38 protein-coding genes are annotated in these 20,611 nt (G+C 35.0%); 2 read left to right on the forward strand and 36 right to left on the reverse strand.

Annotated elements, in window-relative coordinates:
* Positions 1 to 106 precede the first annotated feature (106 nt).
* Positions 107 to 523 (reverse strand): Lrp/AsnC family transcriptional regulator, encoded by a 417-nt coding sequence (locus LQ598_RS07470; RefSeq protein ID WP_192977798.1) that lies wholly within the window; start codon positions 521 to 523, stop codon positions 107 to 109.
* Positions 524 to 634: 111 nt separating this feature from the next.
* Between LQ598_RS07470 and LQ598_RS07475 the strand changes: the two genes are divergently transcribed.
* Positions 635 to 1,060: a carboxymuconolactone decarboxylase family protein gene (locus LQ598_RS07475; protein WP_192977805.1), complete on the forward strand. Its 426-nt coding sequence runs from the start codon at positions 635 to 637 to the stop codon at positions 1,058 to 1,060.
* Between the two features lie 99 nt (positions 1,061 to 1,159).
* Here the strand turns inward: LQ598_RS07475 and rpsI are convergent, their stop codons facing one another.
* From rpsI to rpsJ, 35 genes are all read right to left on the reverse strand, one after another.
* Positions 1,160 to 1,552 (reverse strand): 30S ribosomal protein S9, encoded by a 393-nt coding sequence (rpsI, locus tag LQ598_RS07480; protein ID WP_016911124.1) that lies wholly within the window; start codon positions 1,550 to 1,552, stop codon positions 1,160 to 1,162.
* A gap of 19 nt (positions 1,553 to 1,571) precedes the next feature.
* Positions 1,572 to 2,009: a 50S ribosomal protein L13 gene (gene rplM / locus LQ598_RS07485; protein ID WP_016911123.1), complete on the reverse strand. Its 438-nt coding sequence runs from the start codon at positions 2,007 to 2,009 to the stop codon at positions 1,572 to 1,574.
* Between the two features lie 209 nt (positions 2,010 to 2,218).
* Positions 2,219 to 3,022, reverse strand: a complete 804-nt coding sequence (gene truA, locus LQ598_RS07490; protein ID WP_192977795.1) for a tRNA pseudouridine(38-40) synthase TruA — start codon at positions 3,020 to 3,022, stop codon at positions 2,219 to 2,221.
* A 10-nt stretch (positions 3,023 to 3,032) separates the two neighbouring features.
* The gene (locus LQ598_RS07495; RefSeq protein ID WP_239745400.1) at positions 3,033 to 3,830 is read right to left on the reverse strand and encodes an energy-coupling factor transporter transmembrane component T family protein; all 798 of its coding nucleotides are present in this window, start codon (positions 3,828 to 3,830) and stop codon (positions 3,033 to 3,035) included.
* Positions 3,823 to 4,686: an energy-coupling factor transporter ATPase gene (locus tag LQ598_RS07500; protein ID WP_192977794.1), complete on the reverse strand. Its 864-nt coding sequence runs from the start codon at positions 4,684 to 4,686 to the stop codon at positions 3,823 to 3,825. The genes LQ598_RS07495 and LQ598_RS07500 overlap by 8 nt, the downstream gene beginning before the upstream one ends.
* Positions 4,683 to 5,489 (reverse strand): energy-coupling factor transporter ATPase, encoded by an 807-nt coding sequence (locus LQ598_RS07505; RefSeq protein WP_103322224.1) that lies wholly within the window; start codon positions 5,487 to 5,489, stop codon positions 4,683 to 4,685. The genes LQ598_RS07500 and LQ598_RS07505 overlap by 4 nt, the downstream gene beginning before the upstream one ends.
* 336 nt (positions 5,490 to 5,825) lie before the next feature.
* On the reverse strand, positions 5,826 to 6,191 hold the full coding sequence (rplQ, locus tag LQ598_RS07510; protein ID WP_016911118.1) for a 50S ribosomal protein L17: 366 nt from the start codon (positions 6,189 to 6,191) through the stop codon (positions 5,826 to 5,828).
* Between the two features lie 16 nt (positions 6,192 to 6,207).
* A complete protein-coding gene (locus tag LQ598_RS07515; protein WP_016911117.1) occupies positions 6,208 to 7,152 on the reverse strand; it encodes a DNA-directed RNA polymerase subunit alpha in 945 nt (314 codons plus the stop codon).
* Between the two features lie 82 nt (positions 7,153 to 7,234).
* Complete coding sequence (rpsK, locus tag LQ598_RS07520) at positions 7,235 to 7,624, reverse strand: 30S ribosomal protein S11 (protein ID WP_016911116.1); 390 nt, start codon at positions 7,622 to 7,624, stop codon at positions 7,235 to 7,237.
* Positions 7,625 to 7,646: 22 nt separating this feature from the next.
* Positions 7,647 to 8,012, reverse strand: coding sequence for a 30S ribosomal protein S13 (rpsM, locus tag LQ598_RS07525; protein WP_016911115.1), 366 nt, complete (start codon positions 8,010 to 8,012; stop codon positions 7,647 to 7,649).
* A 19-nt stretch (positions 8,013 to 8,031) separates the two neighbouring features.
* Positions 8,032 to 8,145: a 50S ribosomal protein L36 gene (gene rpmJ / locus LQ598_RS07530; protein WP_016911114.1), complete on the reverse strand. Its 114-nt coding sequence runs from the start codon at positions 8,143 to 8,145 to the stop codon at positions 8,032 to 8,034.
* Between the two features lie 32 nt (positions 8,146 to 8,177).
* Positions 8,178 to 8,396: a translation initiation factor IF-1 gene (gene infA, locus LQ598_RS07535; RefSeq protein ID WP_001118443.1), complete on the reverse strand. Its 219-nt coding sequence runs from the start codon at positions 8,394 to 8,396 to the stop codon at positions 8,178 to 8,180.
* Between the two features lie 308 nt (positions 8,397 to 8,704).
* Entirely contained in the window at positions 8,705 to 9,352 is a 648-nt protein-coding gene (locus LQ598_RS07540; protein ID WP_239745402.1) for an adenylate kinase, read from the reverse strand.
* 18 nt (positions 9,353 to 9,370) lie between these two features.
* Complete coding sequence (secY, locus tag LQ598_RS07545) at positions 9,371 to 10,672, reverse strand: preprotein translocase subunit SecY (protein WP_107559066.1); 1,302 nt, start codon at positions 10,670 to 10,672, stop codon at positions 9,371 to 9,373.
* Positions 10,672 to 11,112, reverse strand: coding sequence for a 50S ribosomal protein L15 (gene rplO, locus LQ598_RS07550; protein WP_016911111.1), 441 nt, complete (start codon positions 11,110 to 11,112; stop codon positions 10,672 to 10,674). The genes secY and rplO overlap by 1 nt, the downstream gene beginning before the upstream one ends.
* Before the next feature lie 30 nt (positions 11,113 to 11,142).
* A complete protein-coding gene (rpmD, locus tag LQ598_RS07555; RefSeq protein WP_016911110.1) occupies positions 11,143 to 11,322 on the reverse strand; it encodes a 50S ribosomal protein L30 in 180 nt (59 codons plus the stop codon).
* A gap of 16 nt (positions 11,323 to 11,338) precedes the next feature.
* On the reverse strand, positions 11,339 to 11,839 hold the full coding sequence (gene rpsE, locus LQ598_RS07560; protein WP_016911109.1) for a 30S ribosomal protein S5: 501 nt from the start codon (positions 11,837 to 11,839) through the stop codon (positions 11,339 to 11,341).
* 18 nt (positions 11,840 to 11,857) lie between these two features.
* Entirely contained in the window at positions 11,858 to 12,220 is a 363-nt protein-coding gene (gene rplR / locus LQ598_RS07565) for a 50S ribosomal protein L18 (RefSeq protein ID WP_016911108.1), read from the reverse strand.
* A 27-nt stretch (positions 12,221 to 12,247) separates the two neighbouring features.
* Positions 12,248 to 12,784 (reverse strand): 50S ribosomal protein L6, encoded by a 537-nt coding sequence (gene rplF, locus LQ598_RS07570; protein WP_016911107.1) that lies wholly within the window; start codon positions 12,782 to 12,784, stop codon positions 12,248 to 12,250.
* Between the two features lie 29 nt (positions 12,785 to 12,813).
* Positions 12,814 to 13,212 (reverse strand): 30S ribosomal protein S8, encoded by a 399-nt coding sequence (gene rpsH, locus LQ598_RS07575; RefSeq protein ID WP_016911106.1) that lies wholly within the window; start codon positions 13,210 to 13,212, stop codon positions 12,814 to 12,816.
* 29 nt (positions 13,213 to 13,241) lie between these two features.
* On the reverse strand, positions 13,242 to 13,427 hold the full coding sequence (locus tag LQ598_RS07580) for a type Z 30S ribosomal protein S14 (protein WP_016911105.1): 186 nt from the start codon (positions 13,425 to 13,427) through the stop codon (positions 13,242 to 13,244).
* 27 nt (positions 13,428 to 13,454) lie between these two features.
* A complete protein-coding gene (rplE, locus tag LQ598_RS07585) occupies positions 13,455 to 13,994 on the reverse strand; it encodes a 50S ribosomal protein L5 (RefSeq protein WP_016911104.1) in 540 nt (179 codons plus the stop codon).
* A gap of 25 nt (positions 13,995 to 14,019) precedes the next feature.
* Positions 14,020 to 14,340 (reverse strand): 50S ribosomal protein L24, encoded by a 321-nt coding sequence (rplX, locus tag LQ598_RS07590; protein WP_016911103.1) that lies wholly within the window; start codon positions 14,338 to 14,340, stop codon positions 14,020 to 14,022.
* Between the two features lie 43 nt (positions 14,341 to 14,383).
* The gene (gene rplN / locus LQ598_RS07595) at positions 14,384 to 14,752 is read right to left on the reverse strand and encodes a 50S ribosomal protein L14 (protein ID WP_016911102.1); all 369 of its coding nucleotides are present in this window, start codon (positions 14,750 to 14,752) and stop codon (positions 14,384 to 14,386) included.
* 33 nt (positions 14,753 to 14,785) lie between these two features.
* Complete coding sequence (rpsQ, locus tag LQ598_RS07600; RefSeq protein ID WP_016911101.1) at positions 14,786 to 15,049, reverse strand: 30S ribosomal protein S17; 264 nt, start codon at positions 15,047 to 15,049, stop codon at positions 14,786 to 14,788.
* A gap of 23 nt (positions 15,050 to 15,072) precedes the next feature.
* A complete protein-coding gene (gene rpmC, locus LQ598_RS07605) occupies positions 15,073 to 15,288 on the reverse strand; it encodes a 50S ribosomal protein L29 (RefSeq protein ID WP_016911100.1) in 216 nt (71 codons plus the stop codon).
* Positions 15,278 to 15,712, reverse strand: coding sequence for a 50S ribosomal protein L16 (gene rplP, locus LQ598_RS07610; RefSeq protein ID WP_016911099.1), 435 nt, complete (start codon positions 15,710 to 15,712; stop codon positions 15,278 to 15,280). The genes rpmC and rplP overlap by 11 nt, the downstream gene beginning before the upstream one ends.
* 2 nt (positions 15,713 to 15,714) lie before the next feature.
* Positions 15,715 to 16,368, reverse strand: coding sequence for a 30S ribosomal protein S3 (rpsC, locus tag LQ598_RS07615; protein WP_016911098.1), 654 nt, complete (start codon positions 16,366 to 16,368; stop codon positions 15,715 to 15,717).
* Positions 16,369 to 16,396: 28 nt separating this feature from the next.
* A complete protein-coding gene (gene rplV / locus LQ598_RS07620; protein ID WP_016911097.1) occupies positions 16,397 to 16,756 on the reverse strand; it encodes a 50S ribosomal protein L22 in 360 nt (119 codons plus the stop codon).
* Between the two features lie 25 nt (positions 16,757 to 16,781).
* Positions 16,782 to 17,060 carry a 30S ribosomal protein S19 gene (gene rpsS, locus LQ598_RS07625; protein ID WP_016911096.1) on the reverse strand — a complete coding sequence of 93 codons (279 nt, stop codon included), beginning with the start codon at positions 17,058 to 17,060 and terminating at the stop codon, positions 16,782 to 16,784.
* 64 nt (positions 17,061 to 17,124) lie between these two features.
* Positions 17,125 to 17,958: a 50S ribosomal protein L2 gene (rplB, locus tag LQ598_RS07630; protein ID WP_016911095.1), complete on the reverse strand. Its 834-nt coding sequence runs from the start codon at positions 17,956 to 17,958 to the stop codon at positions 17,125 to 17,127.
* Positions 17,959 to 17,988: 30 nt separating this feature from the next.
* Complete coding sequence (rplW, locus tag LQ598_RS07635) at positions 17,989 to 18,267, reverse strand: 50S ribosomal protein L23 (RefSeq protein WP_016911094.1); 279 nt, start codon at positions 18,265 to 18,267, stop codon at positions 17,989 to 17,991.
* Complete coding sequence (gene rplD / locus LQ598_RS07640; RefSeq protein ID WP_016911093.1) at positions 18,267 to 18,890, reverse strand: 50S ribosomal protein L4; 624 nt, start codon at positions 18,888 to 18,890, stop codon at positions 18,267 to 18,269. Before rplD ends, rplW begins: the two co-directional genes overlap by 1 nt.
* Before the next feature lie 29 nt (positions 18,891 to 18,919).
* Positions 18,920 to 19,582, reverse strand: coding sequence for a 50S ribosomal protein L3 (gene rplC, locus LQ598_RS07645; RefSeq protein WP_016911092.1), 663 nt, complete (start codon positions 19,580 to 19,582; stop codon positions 18,920 to 18,922).
* A gap of 31 nt (positions 19,583 to 19,613) precedes the next feature.
* Positions 19,614 to 19,922 carry a 30S ribosomal protein S10 gene (gene rpsJ, locus LQ598_RS07650; RefSeq protein WP_016911091.1) on the reverse strand — a complete coding sequence of 103 codons (309 nt, stop codon included), beginning with the start codon at positions 19,920 to 19,922 and terminating at the stop codon, positions 19,614 to 19,616.
* A 316-nt stretch (positions 19,923 to 20,238) separates the two neighbouring features.
* On the opposite strand from rpsJ, the gene LQ598_RS07655 reads away from it, so the two are divergent.
* Positions 20,239 to 20,607: a hypothetical protein gene (locus LQ598_RS07655; RefSeq protein ID WP_016911090.1), complete on the forward strand. Its 369-nt coding sequence runs from the start codon at positions 20,239 to 20,241 to the stop codon at positions 20,605 to 20,607.
* Positions 20,608 to 20,611: the final 4 nt, after the last annotated feature.

Below are 20,611 nucleotides of genomic sequence, written 5' to 3' on the forward strand. Positions count from 1 at the left end.
AGCATGATATTTTGCAACAAAAATTGACTCTCCAACAAATTATTGGAGAGTCATTACTATTTCATAACTTTAATTAATACTAGCCCATAAAGTCATATTAATTAACTCACTCTTTTATTTTGGAAAATATAAAGTTAGTTTTTGTATGTCCATATGGTTGTATGTCATCAATAAATGATTCTACTTTCTCCATATCTTCAAATCTAACTTTAAAGATATAACATGCATCTCCTGAAACTCTATAACAAAAGTCCACATTATCTAAGCTGTTAATATATTTCTTAAAGTCATCATATATGTTGTTTTTTATGATTATTTCAACTATGACCTCTATATCATAGCCTAATTTTTTATAATTGATGTCTATTGTATAACCGTCAATTATATCTTGATCTTCTAATTTATTTACACGTTCTCTTGTAGCTGGAGCTGATAGATTAATTTTTTTACTTAATTCATTTATCGTGATTCTGCTGTTTTCTTTTAATATTTCTAGTATTTTTTCATTAATAAAGTCATCCACTATATTCACCTCTTTTTATAAAGTTATTACGCCCTTTTTACTTTTTTTACATATTCAATTTTTAATATAACATACTTATAATTTAAATATGACATATAAAGGAGTGATATGATGGTATTATTAAGCACTAGTTCATTAGGAGACACACCATTTCAACAGTTATTAGGACATAATCCCCCTATTTATTATTCATGGAATAATTTATCTCATGTATTAAGTAAGGACGGAAAACTCTCTCATTCTTTAAAAGAAGAAATGCGAAGAATACTAGCACAACAAAATGGGTGTCAATATTGCAAAGCAAAAGGTCTCCCTACTAACCAATTTACTGATGATAAATCAGCATTGTGTATAGGTTTTGTAGAAGTTTATTTAAAAATGAAAGAAAAAATCCCTTACTATATTGTTGAAAAGTTAAAAGAACACCTGACAGATGACGAAATAATTGAATTGATAACATTTACCTTATTTACTACTGCTCAGCAGCACTTTGGCGCCATATTACAAATAGGAGCTGAAAACGATCATAAAGCATAGATGATAATTGGTGCATATGATTAAAGATATATTTTAAACACAAAAAAGCACTTCTCGAGTATATTCGAGAAGTGCTGTAAACGTTGATATAACTTGCAATTAACGTTTTGAGAATTGTGGTGAACGACGAGCACCTTTAAGACCAGGTTTTTTACGTTCTTTCATACGTGGGTCACGAGTAAGTAATCCAGCGCGTTTTAATGATCCACGGTATTCTGGATCTGCTTCTAACAATGCACGTGCAATTCCGTGACGGATAGCTTGTGCTTGTCCTGTGAAACCTCCACCATGAACGTTTACTAAAACATCATAGTTTCCTTTTGTTTCAGTTACATCAAATGGTTGATTTAAATCTAAAATTAATGATTCAAATGGTAAGTAGTCACGTACGTCACGATCATTGATTGTTACGTTACCTTCACCAGGTACTAAACGTACACGTGCTACTGAATTTTTACGACGACCTGTGCCTTGATATTCAACTTGTGCCAATGTAGTATCCTCCTCTTAATTAACCACGTAACTCGTAGTTTTCAGGTTGTTGTGCAGCATGTGGATGCTCTGCACCAGCATATACGAATAATTTTTTACCTTGTTTTTCACCAAGTTTATTTTTAGGTAACATACCTTTGATAGATGTTTCTAATAAACGAACTGGGTTTTTCTCTTTTAATTCACCAGCAGAAACTGATTTGATTCCACCTGGGTGATTTGAGTGACGGTAGTAAATTTTATCTTGTTCTTTGTTACCTGATAAGTAGATTTTTTCAGCGTTAATAATAATAACGTTATCTCCTGTATCAACGTGTGGTGTATAAGTTACTTTATGTTTACCGCGTAAGATTGTTGCGATTTCTGATGATAAACGACCTAACGTTTGTCCTTCAGCATCAACAACATACCATTTGCGATCGATGTTTGCTTCATTAGCCATAAATGTTTGACGCATTATAGAGTCCTCCTAAAATTTAAAAAAGTTCTTGGTTAAGATGTATGTATTAACCTGTACCAAGGAAATAAATACATCTTAAATTCCGTTATCTGATTCCTGCTTATATATCTTAAAACACAATAAGATTCCGGGGCTTATCGTGGTGGTGGATATAAAACAATACCGTTAACTATAATATAATTTATTTATCATTTTGTCAATTGATTTCAAACATTTTCTGTTGAATTTTTATTATATATTTCGATATTTGTTCCGAATTCGTTGACTAGCTCTTGTTTGTCTAAATATACTTTTTCTAAATACAATCCATGTGCTGGTGCAGTAAATGGTATTTTCTTTCTATCTCTCTCTTCAAGCAGCGTATGAATTTCTTCACCGCTTCTCTTACCTTCTCCGACAAGTATTAAATAAGCGACCATAACTCGAACCATATTATAAAGAAATCCTGATCCTGTTACGACAAATTCAAATCCATCTTCTGTTTCATTTACTTCACTTTGATAGATTGTACGAATTTTATTTTGTATTTCTGTTTTTTGTGAACAAAAACTTGTAAAATCATGTGTGCCTAAAAAGTGTTGTGCGGTTTCATTCATCTTTTTGATATCTACTGGTTTCTTCTGTTGAACTTTTGTATCATGTTCAAAAATATGTCTTTCTTCGTCTATATAGACTTTATAACGGTATTTCTTACCTACACAATCATATCTACAATGGAAATCGTCACTGATTTGTTCGACACTTTGTACATATATATCTTTAGGTAATGCAGAATTAAAAATGTACTTCCATTTATCTGGTGGGATATTTAAATGTGTATCAAAATGAAAGCACTGTTCTATTGCATGGACACCTTTATCTGTCCTACTTGAAGGGTTTATTCTAACAAATGTCTGATGCATTCTTTTTAGAATTCTTTCAAATTCATATTGCACAGTACGTTCATGATGTTGAACTTGAAATCCCATGAACTTTCCACCGTGATATGAAATTTTAACTAACATCCTCAAAGTCTGTACCTCAATTCCTTAATAAATATAATATTATGGCTATTATAAGGATAGTCGCTAATGCGAGGCTATCTTTAAATTTCCATTTTAACTTACGATAAGTCGTTCGTTGATTCGATGCATTATAACCTCTAGATTCCATGGCTACTGCCAAGTCATCCGCTCTCTTAAAGGCAGAAATAAACATAGGTATTAATAATGGGATAATGGCTTTTAACCTATTAAATATACTCCCTGCTGTTACATCTGATCCTCTTGAAGTTTGAGCTTTAATAATTCTATCTAGTTCATCCATTAATGTAGGAATAAACCTTAATGAAATTGACATCATCATTGCTAATTCATGCACTGGAAACTTGATTTTCTTGAGCGGTCTTAACATAGATTCTATAGCATCCGTTAAACTTATAGGACTTGTTGTTAAAGTCATAATGGTCGATATCATCACTAACAACACAAGTCTTAATACAATAAACGCACCTTGTTGTATTCCGTTCTGTTCAATCGTAAATAACTTTAAGTCTAATACAACTGGTCCACCTTTAGTCACAATTAAATGCATGACGAACGTAAAGATGAATAAAAGCATAACAGGCGTAAGACCTTTAATAAGAAACCAAAATCTTATTTTCGCTAAATACATAATGACTAATACAGTTAAAAGCATAAATGCATATGAAGACCATGTGTTACAAATGAAGATTAAAATCATAAATAAAAATACATATATCATTTTCATCCTAGAGTCTAAGCTATGAATAATTGTATTACCAGGTATATAACGTCCAATTATCATTTTATCAGTCATGACGTTTCACCTGCTTTTCATACATATCTTTAAACATCTCTTCACAAGTTGCAACTTGATCAAATTTCATATTGTATTTAGTTTCTACAGCTCGTTGTAGTTGAATAATCTTAGGTGCTTGCAAGTGTGTTTGATTAAGAAGTTCTTGATTAGTGAATATATTAACAGGTTGATTTTCTGCTACGATTTCACCAGCTTTAATCACTTTCACTTCATCAGCATACTTAAGTACAATATCCATTTGATGTGAGATTAAAATAATCGTAATGCCTAATGTTTGATGTATTTCATTAAACAATTCCATCATGTCATGTTGTCCTCTAGGGTCTAAGCCAACTGTAGGCTCGTCAAGGACAAGTATCTCTGGTTCCATAGCTAACACACCAGCGATTGCTATTCTTCGCTTTTGGCCTCCTGAGAGCTCAAAAGGTGATCTCTTTAATATACTTCGCTCCATACCAAGTAAATCTATTAATTCTTCTGCTTTATGAATGGCTGCTGCTTTTTCCATTCCGTAATTAAGCGGACCGAATATAATATCTTTTTCTACTGTATCTTCAAATAATTGATGCTCAGCAAATTGAAATACGATACCAACCTTTTTACGAACTGGAGCAAGTTTTTTGGACTTTGTCTTTTTAGTAATGACTGTATCATCAATTGTGATTTGTCCTTCAGTAGGTTTTAAAATCGCATTTAAATGTTGGATCAATGTAGATTTACCTGAACCTGTTTGCCCAACTATTGCATAAAATTTAGATTCGTTGAACGTAGTCGAAATTTCATTTAAAGCCCTATATTGATAAGGCGTTTTTATACTATAATCATAAGTTACGTGATCAAAGATTATTTTCATAGGCGATTCACCAACTGTTCGAAAGTAGTAAATTCGTAGTTGTTATATAACAAATAATTCATTCTCATTGAGAAAGGTAAGTCTAATCCTATTTCATTCAAATATGCACCTTCTTTAAATATTTCTTTAGGTACATCTTGTTTATAAACTTCACCTTTATTCATGACGATCATGTCATCAGCGTTGATTGCTTCTTCTAAATCATGCGTAATAGAAATCACGGTTAAATGATGTTCTTCCTGAATAGATTTAATTAAATTCATGATGCTTTCTTTACCTTCAGGATCCAACATGGCTGTTGCTTCATCCAAAACCATAACATCCGGAGACATTGCTAAAATACCAGCAATTGCTACACGTTGTTTTTGACCACCAGACAAATGGCTCGGCTCAAATGATTTCATATCAGACATACCAACTTCATTCAATACTTGATCCACTATATCATGCATAACACTATACGCAACACTTTGATTTTCCATGCCGAAAGCAACGTCATATTCTACAGTAGAACCAATAAACTGATTATCTGGATTTTGAAAAACAATACCTATATGCTTTCGTGCTTCTTCAATTGTTTTCTCAGAAAGCGTTAAGTCACCTACTTGAATATTACCATCATATTTTTGATTAATTCCCATTAATAATTTGGCAATTGTAGACTTTCCTGAACCATTATGCCCTACAATTGACGTCCACTTACCTTTTTGGATGCTAAATGAAACATCGTGTAATGCAGCTGGTTCATTTTCATCATATTTAAATGTAACGTTAGAGAACCTAATTATTTTTTCCTGCACCATTTAAATTCATCCTTCAACAAGTTAATTACTACTTCATTTTACAGTATAGATAAGAAATTGTAATCATTAATTGCTTTAAAAGTCCGATGCGTTATTATAGATAAATTTGCACATAAAAAAAATCCGTATAAACGGATTTCAAAATAAAAAAGCGCGCACTCCACCATAGACGAGTTCACGCTATAAGTCATTCAAATGTGGTGGAGTACTCTGAGCTAGACAATATCTATGTGTGGGTAAACATTATCATTGCACTCATTTGCTTTGTGTGTGTTAAATAAATTGTATTTATAAAGAATGATTGAAGTGACTTTCGTCACTCCAATAAAGAGTAAATTATACTAATTCAATAATTACTGATTCAGCACCGTCACCGCGACGTGGACCAACTTTCATGATACGAGTATATCCACCTTGACGCTCTTCATAGCGTGGCGCAACATCATTGAATAATTTTTGTAATGCAGTAATTGTTTTGTCATCTTCTAAGATTTTAACATCGCGCAACGTTTCACCAGCTCTACGACGTGAAGCTAAGTCACCTTTTTTACCTAAAGTAATCAAGTTGTCGACAACTTTACGTAGTTCTTTAGCACGAGATTCTGTAGTCTCAATGCGTTCAGAAACGATAAGTTGAGTAGCTAAGTCACGTAACATTGCTTTACGTTGATCAGAAGTACGACCTAATTTTCTGTAACCCATGAATTAACCTCCTTTATTAGTCTTCTTTTCTTAAACCAAGACCAAGATCTTCTAATTTATATTTAACTTCTTCAAGAGACTTACGACCTAAGTTTCTAACTTTCATCATATCTGCCTCAGATTTGTCTGCTAATTCTTGTACAGAATTAATTCCTGCACGTTTTAGACAGTTATAAGAACGTACTGATAAATCTAATTCTTCAATAGACATTTCAAGTACTTTTTCTTTTTGATCTTCTTCTTTTTCAATCATGATTTCAGCATGTTGTGCTTCATCAGTTAAATTAACAAAAATGTTTAAGTGTTCAGTCATGATCTTAGCACCTAAAGAAACTGCTTCTTGAGGAGATAAAGAACCATCTGTCCAAACATCAAGTGTTAATTTATCATAATCACTACTTTGCCCTACACGAGTATTTTCAACTGTATAGTTAACACGATTTACTGGAGAATAAAGTGAATCGATTGGAATAACACCAATTGGCAAATCACTTGTGTTGTTTACTTCAGCTAAAGCATAACCGCGACCTTTATTAGCAATTAAGCGCATCTTAAGGTGTCCACCTTTAGAAACTGTTGCAATTTTTAAATCTGGATTTAATATTTCAACATCACTGTCATGCATGATATCTTTCGCAGTAACTTCACCCTCATCATTAATATCGATTTCAAGTGTTTTGTCTTCTTCTGAATATATTTTAAGAGCCAATTTCTTGATGTTCATAATGATAGTTGTAACATCCTCAACTACATTTTCAACTGCTGAAAATTCGTGAAGAACACCTTCAATTTCGATATTTTTAACTGCCGCACCTGGTAATGAAGATAATAGGATACGACGTAAGGAGTTGCCTAGTGTTGTACCATAACCACGTTCTAGCGGTTCAACAACGAACTTACCGAATGTAGAATCATCACTAACTTCAATTGTTTCAATTCTAGGTTTTTCGATTTCAATCATTTAAATATATCCTCCTTATAAACGTCGATTAAACTTTATTAATTTCTATCCAGTGATTCTTGAACATAAGAACTAACAAAAATTATACGCGACGACGTTTTGGTGGACGACATCCATTATGAGGAACTGGTGTTACGTCTCTAATAGCTGTGATTTCTAAACCAGCAGATTGTAACGCACGGATCGCTGATTCACGACCTGGACCAGGACCTTTTACTGTAACTTCTACAGCTTTCAAACCATGTTCCATAGCAGTTTTTGAAGCTGTTTCTGAAGCCATTTGAGCTGCGAATGGAGTTGATTTTTTTGAACCTTTAAATCCTAACGCACCTGCTGAAGACCATGATAATGCATTACCGAAATCATCAGTGATCGTTACGATTGTATTGTTGAATGTTGAGCGAATGTGAGCTATACCACTCTCAATATTCTTTTTCACTTTACGTTTACGAGATACTTGTTTACGTGCCATTTATATGTGCCTCCTTTACTTATTATTTTTTCTTGTTCGCTACTGTTTTAACTGGTCCTTTACGCGTACGCGCATTGTTCTTAGTGTTTTGACCACGAACTGGTAATCCACGACGGTGGCGAATTCCACGGTATGAAGAGATTTCCATTAAACGTTTAATGTTTAAGTTTCTTTCACGACGAAGGTCACCTTCAACTTTGTAACCATCTACAACTTCACGGATACGACCTAATTCGTCATCAGTTAAATCACGAACACGTGTGCTTTCTGATACGTTTGCTTCTTTAATAATTTTTTGAGCTGTTGTTTTTCCGATACCATATACGTAAGTTAACGAAATTACTACGCGTTTCTCACGTGGTACATCTATACCTGCAATACGAGCCATTTAATTACACCTCTCTTTATTAGCCTTGTTTTTGTTTGTGTTTTGGATTTTCACAAATCACCATTACTTTACCTTTACGACGAACAACTTTACATTTTTCGCAAATTGGTTTTACTGATGGTCTTACTTTCATCTTTGTATACCTCCTTGTATTTGGAGTGACGATTATTTATAACGATAAGTGATTCTTCCGCGTGTTAGGTCATACGGAGACATTTCAACTGTTACTTTGTCGCCAGGTAGAATTCTAATATAGTTCATACGGATTTTACCACTAACGTGTGCTAAAATTTCATGTCCATTTTCTAATTCTACTTTAAACATAGCGTTAGGTAAAGTATCTAATACAGTACCTTCTAATTCGATTACATCTTGTTTAGCCATGATCATTTCCCCCTTTTTCTTTTCATTCTCGTGAAATACAAATGTATTTCATGTTTTAAAACCTGGTCCAAAATTAGAGACATACTTTAGGTGATCAAATCACATAGAATAAGCACAGGTTTATAAAATTGGGATGATTTAATACTTAAGATTTGCATTCGACAACACTTCAAATACTTATCGCTTCTCGTAATCACTCCGATTGTATTTCAAAAACCTAAATACTATCTTGATTCTTCAAAATTGAACGCATTCACGCGTTCAAGAATCACCTAAAGTTAGGCGAATTCGGGGTGAAAGCGTCATTACTATAATAATTCAAGAATTTGAATAACATCTTCAGTAACATTATCAATTTGTCGAGAACCATCGATGTTTTTAAGGACACCTTGATTTTCATAGAAATCTAAAAGTGGTTTTGTTTGTTTAACATTAACACTTAAACGATTTGCTACTGTTTCAGGATTGTCATCTTCACGTTGATATAATTTACCGCCGTCAAGATCACAAACACCATCAACTTTTGGTGGATTGAATACTAAATGATAAGCTGTACCACATTCTTCACAAATACGTCTGCCTGTTAAACGATTCATAAGTTCTTCTTCTGCAACTTCGATGTTGATAACAGCATCTACTTTGCGTTCTAATTCACTTAAAATTTCATTTAATGCATCAGCTTGTTCAACTGTACGAGGAAAACCATCTAGCAAGAATCCTTTTCTTGCATCTTCTTCAGCTAGTCTTTCTCTAACGATACCTATAGTCACTTCATCTGGTACAAGTTCCCCACGATCCATGTGAGATTTAGCCTCTTTACCAAGGTCAGTCTCTTCTTTGATCGCTTTACGGAACATATCACCAGTTGAGATATGAGGAATAGGGTATTTCTTAACAATTTCACTCGCTTGAGTTCCTTTACCTGCTCCAGGTAAACCCATTAAAATGATGTTCATAAAAACCCTCCTACTTGCTTATCGTCTTCTAAAGCCTCTATATTCTCGTTGATTGAGTTGAGCTTCTAAAGTTTTCATTGTTTCTATTGCAACACCGATAACGATTAGTAAGCTTGTACCACCAACTTGTATAGCTTGAGGTAAACTCATTAACTTAATAGCTAATATTGGAACAATAGATATTAAAGCTAAGAAGATTGAACCAACAAACGTTAAACGATAGAGCACTCTAGTGATGTATTTTTTAGTTTGTTCTCCAGGTCTAATACCTGGAACATAACTACCTTGTTTTTGTAAGTTTTCTGCCATTTTTTCAGGATTAACCTGAACAAATGCATAAAAGTATGCGAACGCTATAATTAATATAACATAAACAATCATACCTATATTATGAGATGGATCAGCGTAAGTTGTAACAGTTTGCGCCCAATCTTGATCAGGGAAGAACAACGTTAGTGTCTTCGGAAGCATGAAAAATGCCATCGCAAATATTACAGGAATTACACCAGCTGCATTAACTTTTAAAGGTAAATATGTTGCGTTTGCAGATAACGAAATACCAGTACCTTGTTGTTGACGCTTAGCATATTGAATAGGAATTTTACGAATAGCTTGAAGTACATAAACTGCACCAACTGTTAGTAAAATCATTCCAACAAATAAGCCAATCGCTTTTAACCAAGCCATAGTTGTATCATCTGCACCAACAAAACTTTGCTGGTAAAACTGAATTAATGAGTTTGGTATTGAAGATAATATACCAGCGAAGATAATAATAGAAATACCATTACCAACACCGAATTGAGTTATCTGCTCACCTAACCACATTAAGAAAGCTGTTCCTGCAGTTAAAACAAGTGCGATTAACAAGTAATTTAACGTTGAAGTATTTTCAATCAAATTACCGCCCAGCATATTATTAAATGAATAAGACATACCTAAGCCTTGAACAAACGCTAGAACAATTGTGAAGTAACGCGTAAATTGATTAATCTTTTTACGTCCAACTTCACCTTGTTTAGCCCATTCAGTAAATTTAGGTACAACATCCATTTGTAATAATTGCATTACGATTGAAGCAGTAATATAAGGCATAATACCCATTGCTAAAATTGAGAAGTTCTGCAAGGCACCACCACCGAATGTATTGAACAAATCAGTAATACCTTGAGAACCTTTATTTTGATTAAATGCATCTGGATTAACACCAGGAGCTGGAATGTAAGTTCCAACTTTAAATATAACGAGCATTGCTAGTGTGAATAATATCTTGTTACGAATATCTTTAGTCTTTAAAAAACTAACGATCGTTTCAAACATTAGATCACCTCATGCGTTCCGCCCTTACCTTCGATTGCTTCAATTGCTGAAGCTGAGAATTTATGAGCTTTTATTGTTAATTTTTTTTCTAATGAACCGTTTCCTAAAACTTTAACGCCTGATTTTTCAGATTTAACAACACCTGATTCTACTAATAACGCAGGAGTAATTTCTGTTCCATCTTCGAAACGATTTAATTGATCAAGATTAACAATTGCATATTCTTTACGGTTGATGTTAGAGAATCCACGTTTTGGTAAACGACGGAATAATGGTAATTGACCACCTTCGAAACCTAAACGAACACCGCCACCTGAACGTGCTTTTTGTCCTTTAGTACCACGACCACTTGTTTTACCATTACCTGTAGCCATACCACGACCAACACGGTTACGTTCTTTACGAGCACCTTTAACTGGTTTCAACTCATGTAATTTCATTTTGGCACCTCCTTAATACTTATGATGAATTTATTTTTCAGTAACTTTTACTAAGTGACTTACTTTATCGATTTGCCCACGAGTAGCAGGATTATCTTCAACTATTGCAGTTGAATTTGTTTTTTTAAGTCCTAGCGCTTGAACTGTCTTGCGTTGTGTTTCAGGACGACCAATAACGCTACGAGTGAGGGTGATTTCTAATTTAGCCATAGTGTTTGTTCCCTCCTTAATTTAATAATTCTTCTACTGATTTACCGCGTAGACTAGCTACTTGTTCGGCATTTTTAAGTTCTTTAAGTCCTTCAATTGTAGCACGAACCATATTGATTGGTGTGTTAGAACCTAATGATTTACTTAAGATATCAGTGATACCAGCAAGTTCTAATACCGCACGAACTGGTCCACCTGCAATAACACCTGTACCAGGTGCTGCTGGTTTAATTAAAACACGACCTGCACCAAAACGTCCAATAACTTGGTGAGGAGTAGTTCCTTGAACACGTGGAACAGTTACTAAATCTTTCTTAGCATCTTCCACTGCTTTTTTAATTGCTTCTGGTACCTCTTGTGCTTTACCAGTACCGAAACCTACGCGACCATTTTTATCTCCAACAACTACTAAAGCTGTAAAACGGAAACGACGACCACCTTTAACTACTTTAGCTACACGGTTAATCGTAACTACGCGCTCTTCAAATTCTTTAACTTCTTGTTCTTTACGACGCATGAGTGTCCCTCCTTTAAATTAAAATTGAAGTCCGTTTTCACGAGCTGAATCAGCTAATGCTTTGATACGTCCGTGGTATAAATATCCCCCACGGTCAAATACTACAGCTTCAACGCCTTTTTCAGACGCGCGTTTTGCAACGAATTCGCCAACTTTAGCTGCTGCTTCTACATTACCTGATTGCTCTAGGTTTAATTCTTTATCTAAACTTGATGCTTGAGCGATTGTTACACCGTTTAAGTCATCAATAATTTGAGCATAAATATGTTTGTTTGAACGATATACATTTAAACGTGGTTTTTCGCTTGTTCCAGCTAATTTAGCACGTACGCGAGCATGTCTTTTCAAACGAACTTTATTTTTGTCGATTTTAGCGATCATGTTAGTGCTCCTTTCTTATGTTAATGATTACTTACCAGTTTTACCTTCTTTACGACGAACATGTTCGCCTTCGTAACGAATACCTTTACCTTTATAAGGTTCTGGTGGACGGATTGAACGGATGTAAGATGCGATAGCACCAACACGTTCTTTAGAAATACCTTCTACTTTAACTTTAGTGTTTTTCTCTACTGATAATGTGATTTCATCTTCAGCATGGATTTCTACAGGATGAGAATAACCAACGTTTAAGATGATATTTTTACCTTGCATTTGGGCACGGTAACCAACACCAATAAGTTCTAAGTTTTTCTCGAATCCTTTAGATACACCTTCGATCATGTTAGCGATCAATGCACGAGTTGTACCATGTACAGTTTTGTGCTCTTTAGAGTCAGATGGACGTACAACTTCTAAGCTGTTGTCCTCTTGTTTATATGTCATTTCTTCGTTAAATGTACTAGTTAATTCACCTTTTGATCCTTTAACAGTGATTACGTTACCTTCGATAGTAACAGTAACGTCTGCAGGAATCTCAATTATTTTCTTACCAACACGGCTCATTATGTGGGCACCTCCTTATAATTTTATAATTACCAGATATAAGCTAATACTTCTCCACCGATTCCACGTTGTCTAGCATCTTTATCAGTTAAAACACCTTCAGATGTAGAAACAAGTGCAACACCTAAACCGTTAAGAACTTTTGGAAGTTCGTCAGCTTTAGCATAAACACGTAAACCTGGTTTAGAAATACGTTTTAAACCTGTGATAACTCGCTCGTTGTTTTGACCATATTTAAGGAACATACGGATTACACCTTGCTTATCATCTTCGATAAATTCTACGCTTTTTACGAATCCTTCTTTTTTAAGGATTTCAGCGATTTCTTTTTTAATGTTTGATGCAGGTAACTCTAATTTTTCGTGGCGAACCATGTTAGCGTTACGCACGCGAGTTAACATATCTGCAATTGGATCTGACATTGTCATTTGTGTTTCCTCCTTTCATTCTTTTGAGTTTACCAGCTAGCTTTACGTACGCCAGGGATTTGGCCTTTGTATGCTAGTTCACGGAAACAAATACGGCAAAGTTTGAATTTACGGTATACTGAGTGTGGACGTCCACAACGTTCACAACGAGTGTATTCACGAACTCCGAATTTTTGTTGACGTTGTTGTTTAGCGATCATTGATTTTTTAGCCACTTAATTAGCCTCCTTTATAATTAGAGATTACTTTTGAAATGGCATACCGAATTGTGATAACAATTCACGAGCTTCCTCGTCAGTGTTAGCAGTTGTAACGATAACGATATCCATTCCTCGTACTTTACTTACTTTGTCATAATCGATTTCAGGGAAAATTAATTGTTCCTTAACACCTAAAGTGTAATTCCCACGACCGTCGAATGCTTTTTTAGAGATACCTCGGAAGTCACGTACACGTGGTAATGAAACTGAGATTAATTTATCAAAGAATTCATACATTCTTTCTCCACGTAATGTAACTTTTGCACCGATAGGCATTCCTTCACGAAGACGGAAAGTCGCAATTGATTTTTTAGCTTTAGTTACTAATGGTTTTTGACCAGTGATTGTTTGAAGTTCTTCAACAGCAGAATCTAAAACTTTAGAGTTTTGAACTGCATCACCGATACCCATGTTTACAACTATTTTTTCGATTTTTGGTACTTGCATAACTGAATCATAGTTAAATTTCTTAACTAACTCAGTAGAAATTTCATTATTAAACTTTTCTTTTAAACGTGTCAAAGTGGATCCTCCTTTCACTTAATAATTATTCTTGTGATGATTTAATTTCTTCGCCAGATTTTTTAGCGATACGAACTTTTTTACCATCTACTACTTTAAATCCAACACGAGTTGGTTCATTTGTCTTAGGATCAAGTAATTGAACGTTTGATACGTGGATAGTACCTTCTGTTTCTAAGATACCACCTTCTGGATTGAACTGAGTTGGTTTTTGGTGTTTTTTAATAATGTTGACACCTTCTACAACTACGCGTTCTTTCTTAGGTAATGCTTCTAAAACTTTACCAGTTTTACCTTTATCTTTACCTGAGATAACGATTACGTTGTCACCTTTACGTACGTGCATGTGTAGGCACCTCCTTAGGAATTTTGTTTTTTATCATTATAGATTAAAGTACCTCTGGCGCTAGAGAAACGATCTTCATGAAGTTACCTTCACGTAATTCGCGCGCTACAGGACCGAATATACGTGTACCACGTGGACCTTTGTCATCACGGATGATTACACATGCATTTTCGTCAAATTTGATGTAAGAGCCATCTTCACGACGTACACCTGATTTAGTACGTACAACAACAGCTTTAACAACTTCACCTTTTTTAACAACGCCACCTGGTGTAGCATTTTTAACAGTAACGACGATAACATCACCAATGTTAGCTGTCTTACGACCAGATCCGCCTAAAACTTTGATTGTTAATACTTCACGAGCACCAGAGTTATCTGCTACTTTTAAGCGTGTTTCTTGTTGGATCATCTTTGTTTGACCTCCCTTATCTTTATACTTCTATTAAATAATTACTGATTCTTCAACAATTTCAACTAGACGGAAACGCTTAGTTGATGATAAAGGACGTGTTTCTGCAATCTTAACGATATCGCCCATTTTTGCTGAATTATTTTCATCATGAGTTTTATATTTTTTTGAATATTTTACACGTTTACCATATAATTTATGAGTTTTGTAAGTTTCTACAACTACTGTAATAGTTTTATCCATTTTATCTGAAACTACTTTACCAACGTAAACTTTGCGGTCATTTCTTTCACTCACAGTAATGAACCTCCTCTACTTGATTATTTATTATCTGCTGCTTTCTCTTCTTCGATTTCTCTTTCGCGAACGATTGTTTTAAGACGAGCAATCGTTTTTCTAACTTTTCGAATGTTAGCAGTCTCTTCAAGTTGACCAGTTGCTAACTGAAAGCGTAAGTTGAATAATTGTTCTTTAGCTTCTTTGATTTCTTTTTCAAGTTCAGTAGTGGTTAAATTTCTGATATCCTTAGCTTTCATTTGTGTCACCACCCAATTCTTCACGTTTTACAAACTTAGATTTAACTGGAAGTTTGTGTGCAGCAAGACGTAATGCTTCGCGGGCTACTTCTTCTTGAACACCTGCGATCTCGAACAAGATACGTCCTGGTTTTACTACTGCTACCCAACCTTCAACTGCACCTTTACCTGAACCCATACGTACTTCTAAAGGTTTTTTAGTATATGGTGTATGTGGGAATATTTTGATCCATACTTTTCCGCCACGTTTCATATAACGTGTCATTGCGATACGAGCTGATTCTATTTGACGAGATGTAATCCAAGCTGCTGTTTGTGCTTGTAAACCATACTCACCAAATGTTACTTCATTTCCGCCTTTTGAACGACCAGTTGTTTTAGGACGATGTTGACGACGGAATTTAACACGCTTTGGTAATAACATTATTATTTTCCTCCTTCACTAGACTTCTTTGTAGGAAGAACTTCTCCACGGTAGATCCATACTTTTACACCTAATTTACCGTAAGTAGTATCGGCTTCTTCATGTGCGAAATCAATATCTGCACGTAGTGTATGAAGTGGAACAGTTCCTTCTGAATATTGTTCTGCACGAGCGATATCTGCGCCACCTAAACGACCAGATACTTGTGTTTTGATACCTTTAGCTCCCAATTTCATTGCGCGTTGGATAGCTTGTTTTTGAGCACGACGGAAAGAAACACGGTTTTCTAATTGACGAGCAATGTTACTTGCTACCAATGTTGCATCTAAATCAACTTTTTTGATTTCGATAACGTTAATGTGTACTTTTTTGTTAGTCAATGCGTTTAATTTGTTACGTAATTTTTCTATTTCAGAACCGCCTTTACCAATAACCATACCTGGCTTACCAGTGTGGATTGCAATGTTGATGCGGTTTGCTGCACGTTCAATTTCAACACTTGAAACTGAAGCTTCTTTTAATGCTTCTGCTATATATTTACGAACTTTTAAGTCTTCATGTAAAAGTGTTGCGAAGTCTTTACCTGCGTACCACTTTGCTTCCCAGTCACGAATTACACCGACACGAAGTCCGATTGGATTAATTTTTTGACCCACTATATTCCCTCCTTAATGATTTAGTTAATTATGCTTCTTTAACTTCTTCTTTAGATTCTTTTTCGCCAACTACTAGTGTAATGTGGCTAGTACGTTTGTTAATCGCACTTGCACGACCTTGTGCACGTGGACGGAAACGTTTTAATGTAGGTCCTTCATTAGCGTAAGCTTCTTTTATAACTAATGTGTCAGGATTTAAATCATAATTATGTTCTGCATTTGCTAATGCTGACATTAATAATTTTTCAACTACAGGTGATGTTGCTTTGTTAGTTAATTTTAAGATGGCAATCGCATCTGCCACTTCTTTACCTCTAATAAGATCTAAAACTAATCTCACTTTACGAGGTGCGATTCTTATTGTTCTAGCAACCGCTTTTGCTTCCATTGTGACTTCCTCCTCTTTTTAGAAATTAGCGTTTAGTCTTCTTGTCGTCTGCAGCATGACCTTTATAAGTACGTGTCGGTGCAAACTCTCCTAATTTATGTCCAACCATATCTTCAGTAATGAAAACTGGAACATGTTTACGGCCATCATATACTGCTATTGTATGTCCGATAAAGTTAGGAAATACTGTTGAACGACGAGACCATGTTTTAATAACTGATTTTTTTTCACCTTCGTTTTGAGATTCAACTTTTTTCATTAAATGATCATCAACGAAAGGTCCTTTTTTAAGACTTCTAGCCATTATGGCGCCTCCCTTCTTATTTATAGCGCGCGGCATCTAAGCCGCACACGTAAATAAGGTATTATTATTTTTTCTTACGACCACGAACGATAAATTTAGATGAACGTTGGCTTTGTTTACGAGTTTTCTTACCAAGTGTTGGTTTGCCCCATGGAGACATTGGTGATTTAAGACCGATTGGTGTACGACCTTCACCACCACCGTGTGGGTGATCGTTAGGGTTCATTACAGAACCACGAACTGTAGGACGTTTACCCATCCATCTAGAACGACCAGCTTTACCAATTGTGATTAATTCGTGTTGTTCATTACCAACTTGACCGATTGTAGCACGGCAAGTAGCTAAGATCATACGAACTTCACCTGATTTAAGACGAACTAATACGTATTTACCTTCTTTACCAAGTACTTGAGCACTTGTACCAGCAGAACGAACTAATTGTCCACCTTTACCTGGTTTTAATTCGATATTGTGAATTGTAGTACCAACTGGAATATCAGTTAGAGCTAATGCATTACCAACTTTGATATCTGCATCTGAACCATTGAAAATTTGTTGTCCTACTTTTAAGCCTTTAGGAGCAATGATATATTTTTTTTCGCCATCTGCATATACAACTAATGCAATATTAGCTGAGCGGTTTGGATCATATTCTATAGTTGCTACTTTAGCTGGAATTCCATCTTTGTTACGTTTGAAATCAATTACACGGTATTGACGTTTATGACCGCCACCTCTGTGACGAACTGTCAATTTACCTTGGTTGTTACGTCCCGCTTTTCTCGGAAGCGGTTGTAATAGTGACTTTTCAGGAGTCGTTGATGTAATCTCAGCGAAATCTGAAGATGTCATATTACGACGACCATTTGTAATTGGCTTATACTTTTTAAGAGCCATTGTCGTTTTACCTCCTTAGTGGTAATTGTTTTAGTTAAATAGGTCTATTGAAGAACCTTCTTTTAGAGTTACGATTGCTTTACGACGTTTGTTAGTGAAACCACTGTGACGACCAACACGTTTAGCTTTCGCTTTAACGTTCATGATATTTACAGTGTCTACTTTTACGTCGAAAATTTCTTCGATTGCGATTTTCACTTGTGTTTTATTAGCACGTGTATCTACATCAAATGTGTGTTTATTTAAAGCCATACCTGATGAAGATTTTTCTGTGATTACGGGGCGCTTAATAACATCTCTTGCTTCCATTATGCGAGCACCTCCTCTACTTTATCCACTGCTGCTTTAGTTATTACGACTTTACTAGAATCTAAGATATCTAATACATTTAAACTGTGTGCGTCAATAACTTTAACACCTGGAATGTTACGAGCTGATAATTCAACATTGCTTTCAACTTTATCAACGATGAATAATACTTTTTTAGAAAGTTCTAAATTGCTCATTACATTTTTAAATTCTTTTGTTTTAGGAGTTTCAAAATTGAAAGCTTCTAAAACTGCTAATTCGTTATCACTTACTTTAGCTGATAATGCTGAACGTAATGCTAAACGACGCATTTTCTTAGGCATTTTGTAAGAATAACTTCTTGGTGTAGGACCGAATACGATACCACCACCACGCCATTGTGGCGCACGGATTGTACCTTGACGAGCACGACCTGTACCTTTTTGTTTCCAAGGTTTACGTCCACCACCACGAACTGCTGAACGATTTTTAACTGCATGAGTACCTTGGCGTAATGAAGCACGTTGTAAGTTGACTGCTTCAAATAAAACGTGTTGGTTTGGTTCGATACCAAATACACTTTCATTTAATTCGATAGTTCCTGATTTTGAACCATCTACTTTTAATACATCAATATTAGCCATAATGTTGTTTCCTCCTTTCACATTAATAATTATTTATTACCTTGTTTTATTGAAGTTGTAAGTTTTACTAAACCTTTTTTAGGGCCTGGTACGTTACCTTTAACTAAAATTACGTTATGTTCTGCATCAACTTTAACTACTTCTAAGTTTTGCATTGTAACTGTATTTCCACCCATGCGGCCTGGTAATTCTTTACCTTTAAATACTTTAGAAGCATCTGAAGCCATACCCATTGAACCAGAACCTCTATGGTAACGAGAACCGTGACTCATTGGTCCACGAGAGAAACCGTGACGTTTAATTGAGCCTTGGAAACCTTTACCTTTAGAAACGCCTGTTGCATCAATAATGTCTCCTGCTTGGAAAGTATCTACAGTGACTTCTTGACCTGCCTCGTATGCTGAAACGTCAACGTTTCTGAATTCACGAGTGAAGCGCTTAGGTGCTGAGCCTGCTTTTTTAGCATGTCCTTCAGCAGCTTTAGTTGCATATTTATTAGATTTACGATCTTTTTTATATGCTTTTTTGTCTTCAAAACCGATTTGAACAGCGTTGTAGCCGTCTACTTCTTCAGTTTTAGTTTGTAATACTACGTTTTGACTAGCTTCTACTACAGTTACCGGTATTAATTCACCGTTTTCTGCGAATACTTGAGTCATTCCAATTTTTCTTCCTAAGATTCCTTTGGTCATCGAAAGTCGCACCTCCTGTTATTTTAATGAATTATAATTTGATTTCGATGTCTACACCAGATGGTAAGTTTAAGCCCATAAGAGCATCAACTGTTTTAGGTGTAGGGTTAAGAATGTCGATTAAACGTTTATGCGTACGTTGTTCGAATTGTTCACGTGAGTCTTTATATTTATGAACGGCACGGATTACAGTATAAATTGATTTCTCAGTTGGTAATGGAATCGGGCCAGACACTTGTGCTCCTGAACGTTTAGCTGTTTCAACAATTTTCTCTGCTGATTGATCAATCATGCGGTGATCATACGCTTTTAAACGGATACGAATTTTTTGTTTTGCCATAATTTTCCCTCCTTGTTCGTCTACTTTATAGTGATAGACTTCTCCACGAAAACTCTCTTACACATCGCCATGGCAAAGCGGCCTGGTGTGTCAGTAACCTCTCGCTTCATCGCTTTTTAAAGTCCAACATTAGATATGATACATGATTATTGACTATTTAGCAATAGATAATCAAATATTTTTTCTAAATCCATCTAACACATACCAAAGTATTATAACGAATATTACTTCTCATTTCAATAGATAATATTTAATTAGATAATTTGTAATCTAAATGTTATAATATAACAAGCAATTTTTAACAGGTGGTGAAATCATGAAAAGAGGAATTAAGTCTGTGTTACTTGTTCTTTCTATTATATTAGTGATATCTGAATTTTTATTAGCAACACCATTTCTAGGTGGTGGCATTGTACTTTCAACAGGCTATAATGCTTTAGTACTTAATGGTACATTATATTTTATTGCTACTCTCATTCTATTAATAGATAACCAGAACTCTGTAAAAGTCATTTTTGTCATTCCACTTATAGGGTTAATAGCTAGTTTTGTTGCAATCATTCCAATTATTGGTTGGTTACTACATATTGTAATGGTCGTTCTAATGATTATATTCTTATTTACTATTATAATAGCGCCAGTATATGTACCATCTAAATATTACAAGACGACATATAAAAGTTAATCTC

This window comes from Mammaliicoccus sp. F-M27, assembly GCF_022387115.1.
GTDB classification, from domain to species: Bacteria; Bacillota; Bacilli; order Staphylococcales; family Staphylococcaceae; genus Mammaliicoccus; species Mammaliicoccus vitulinus.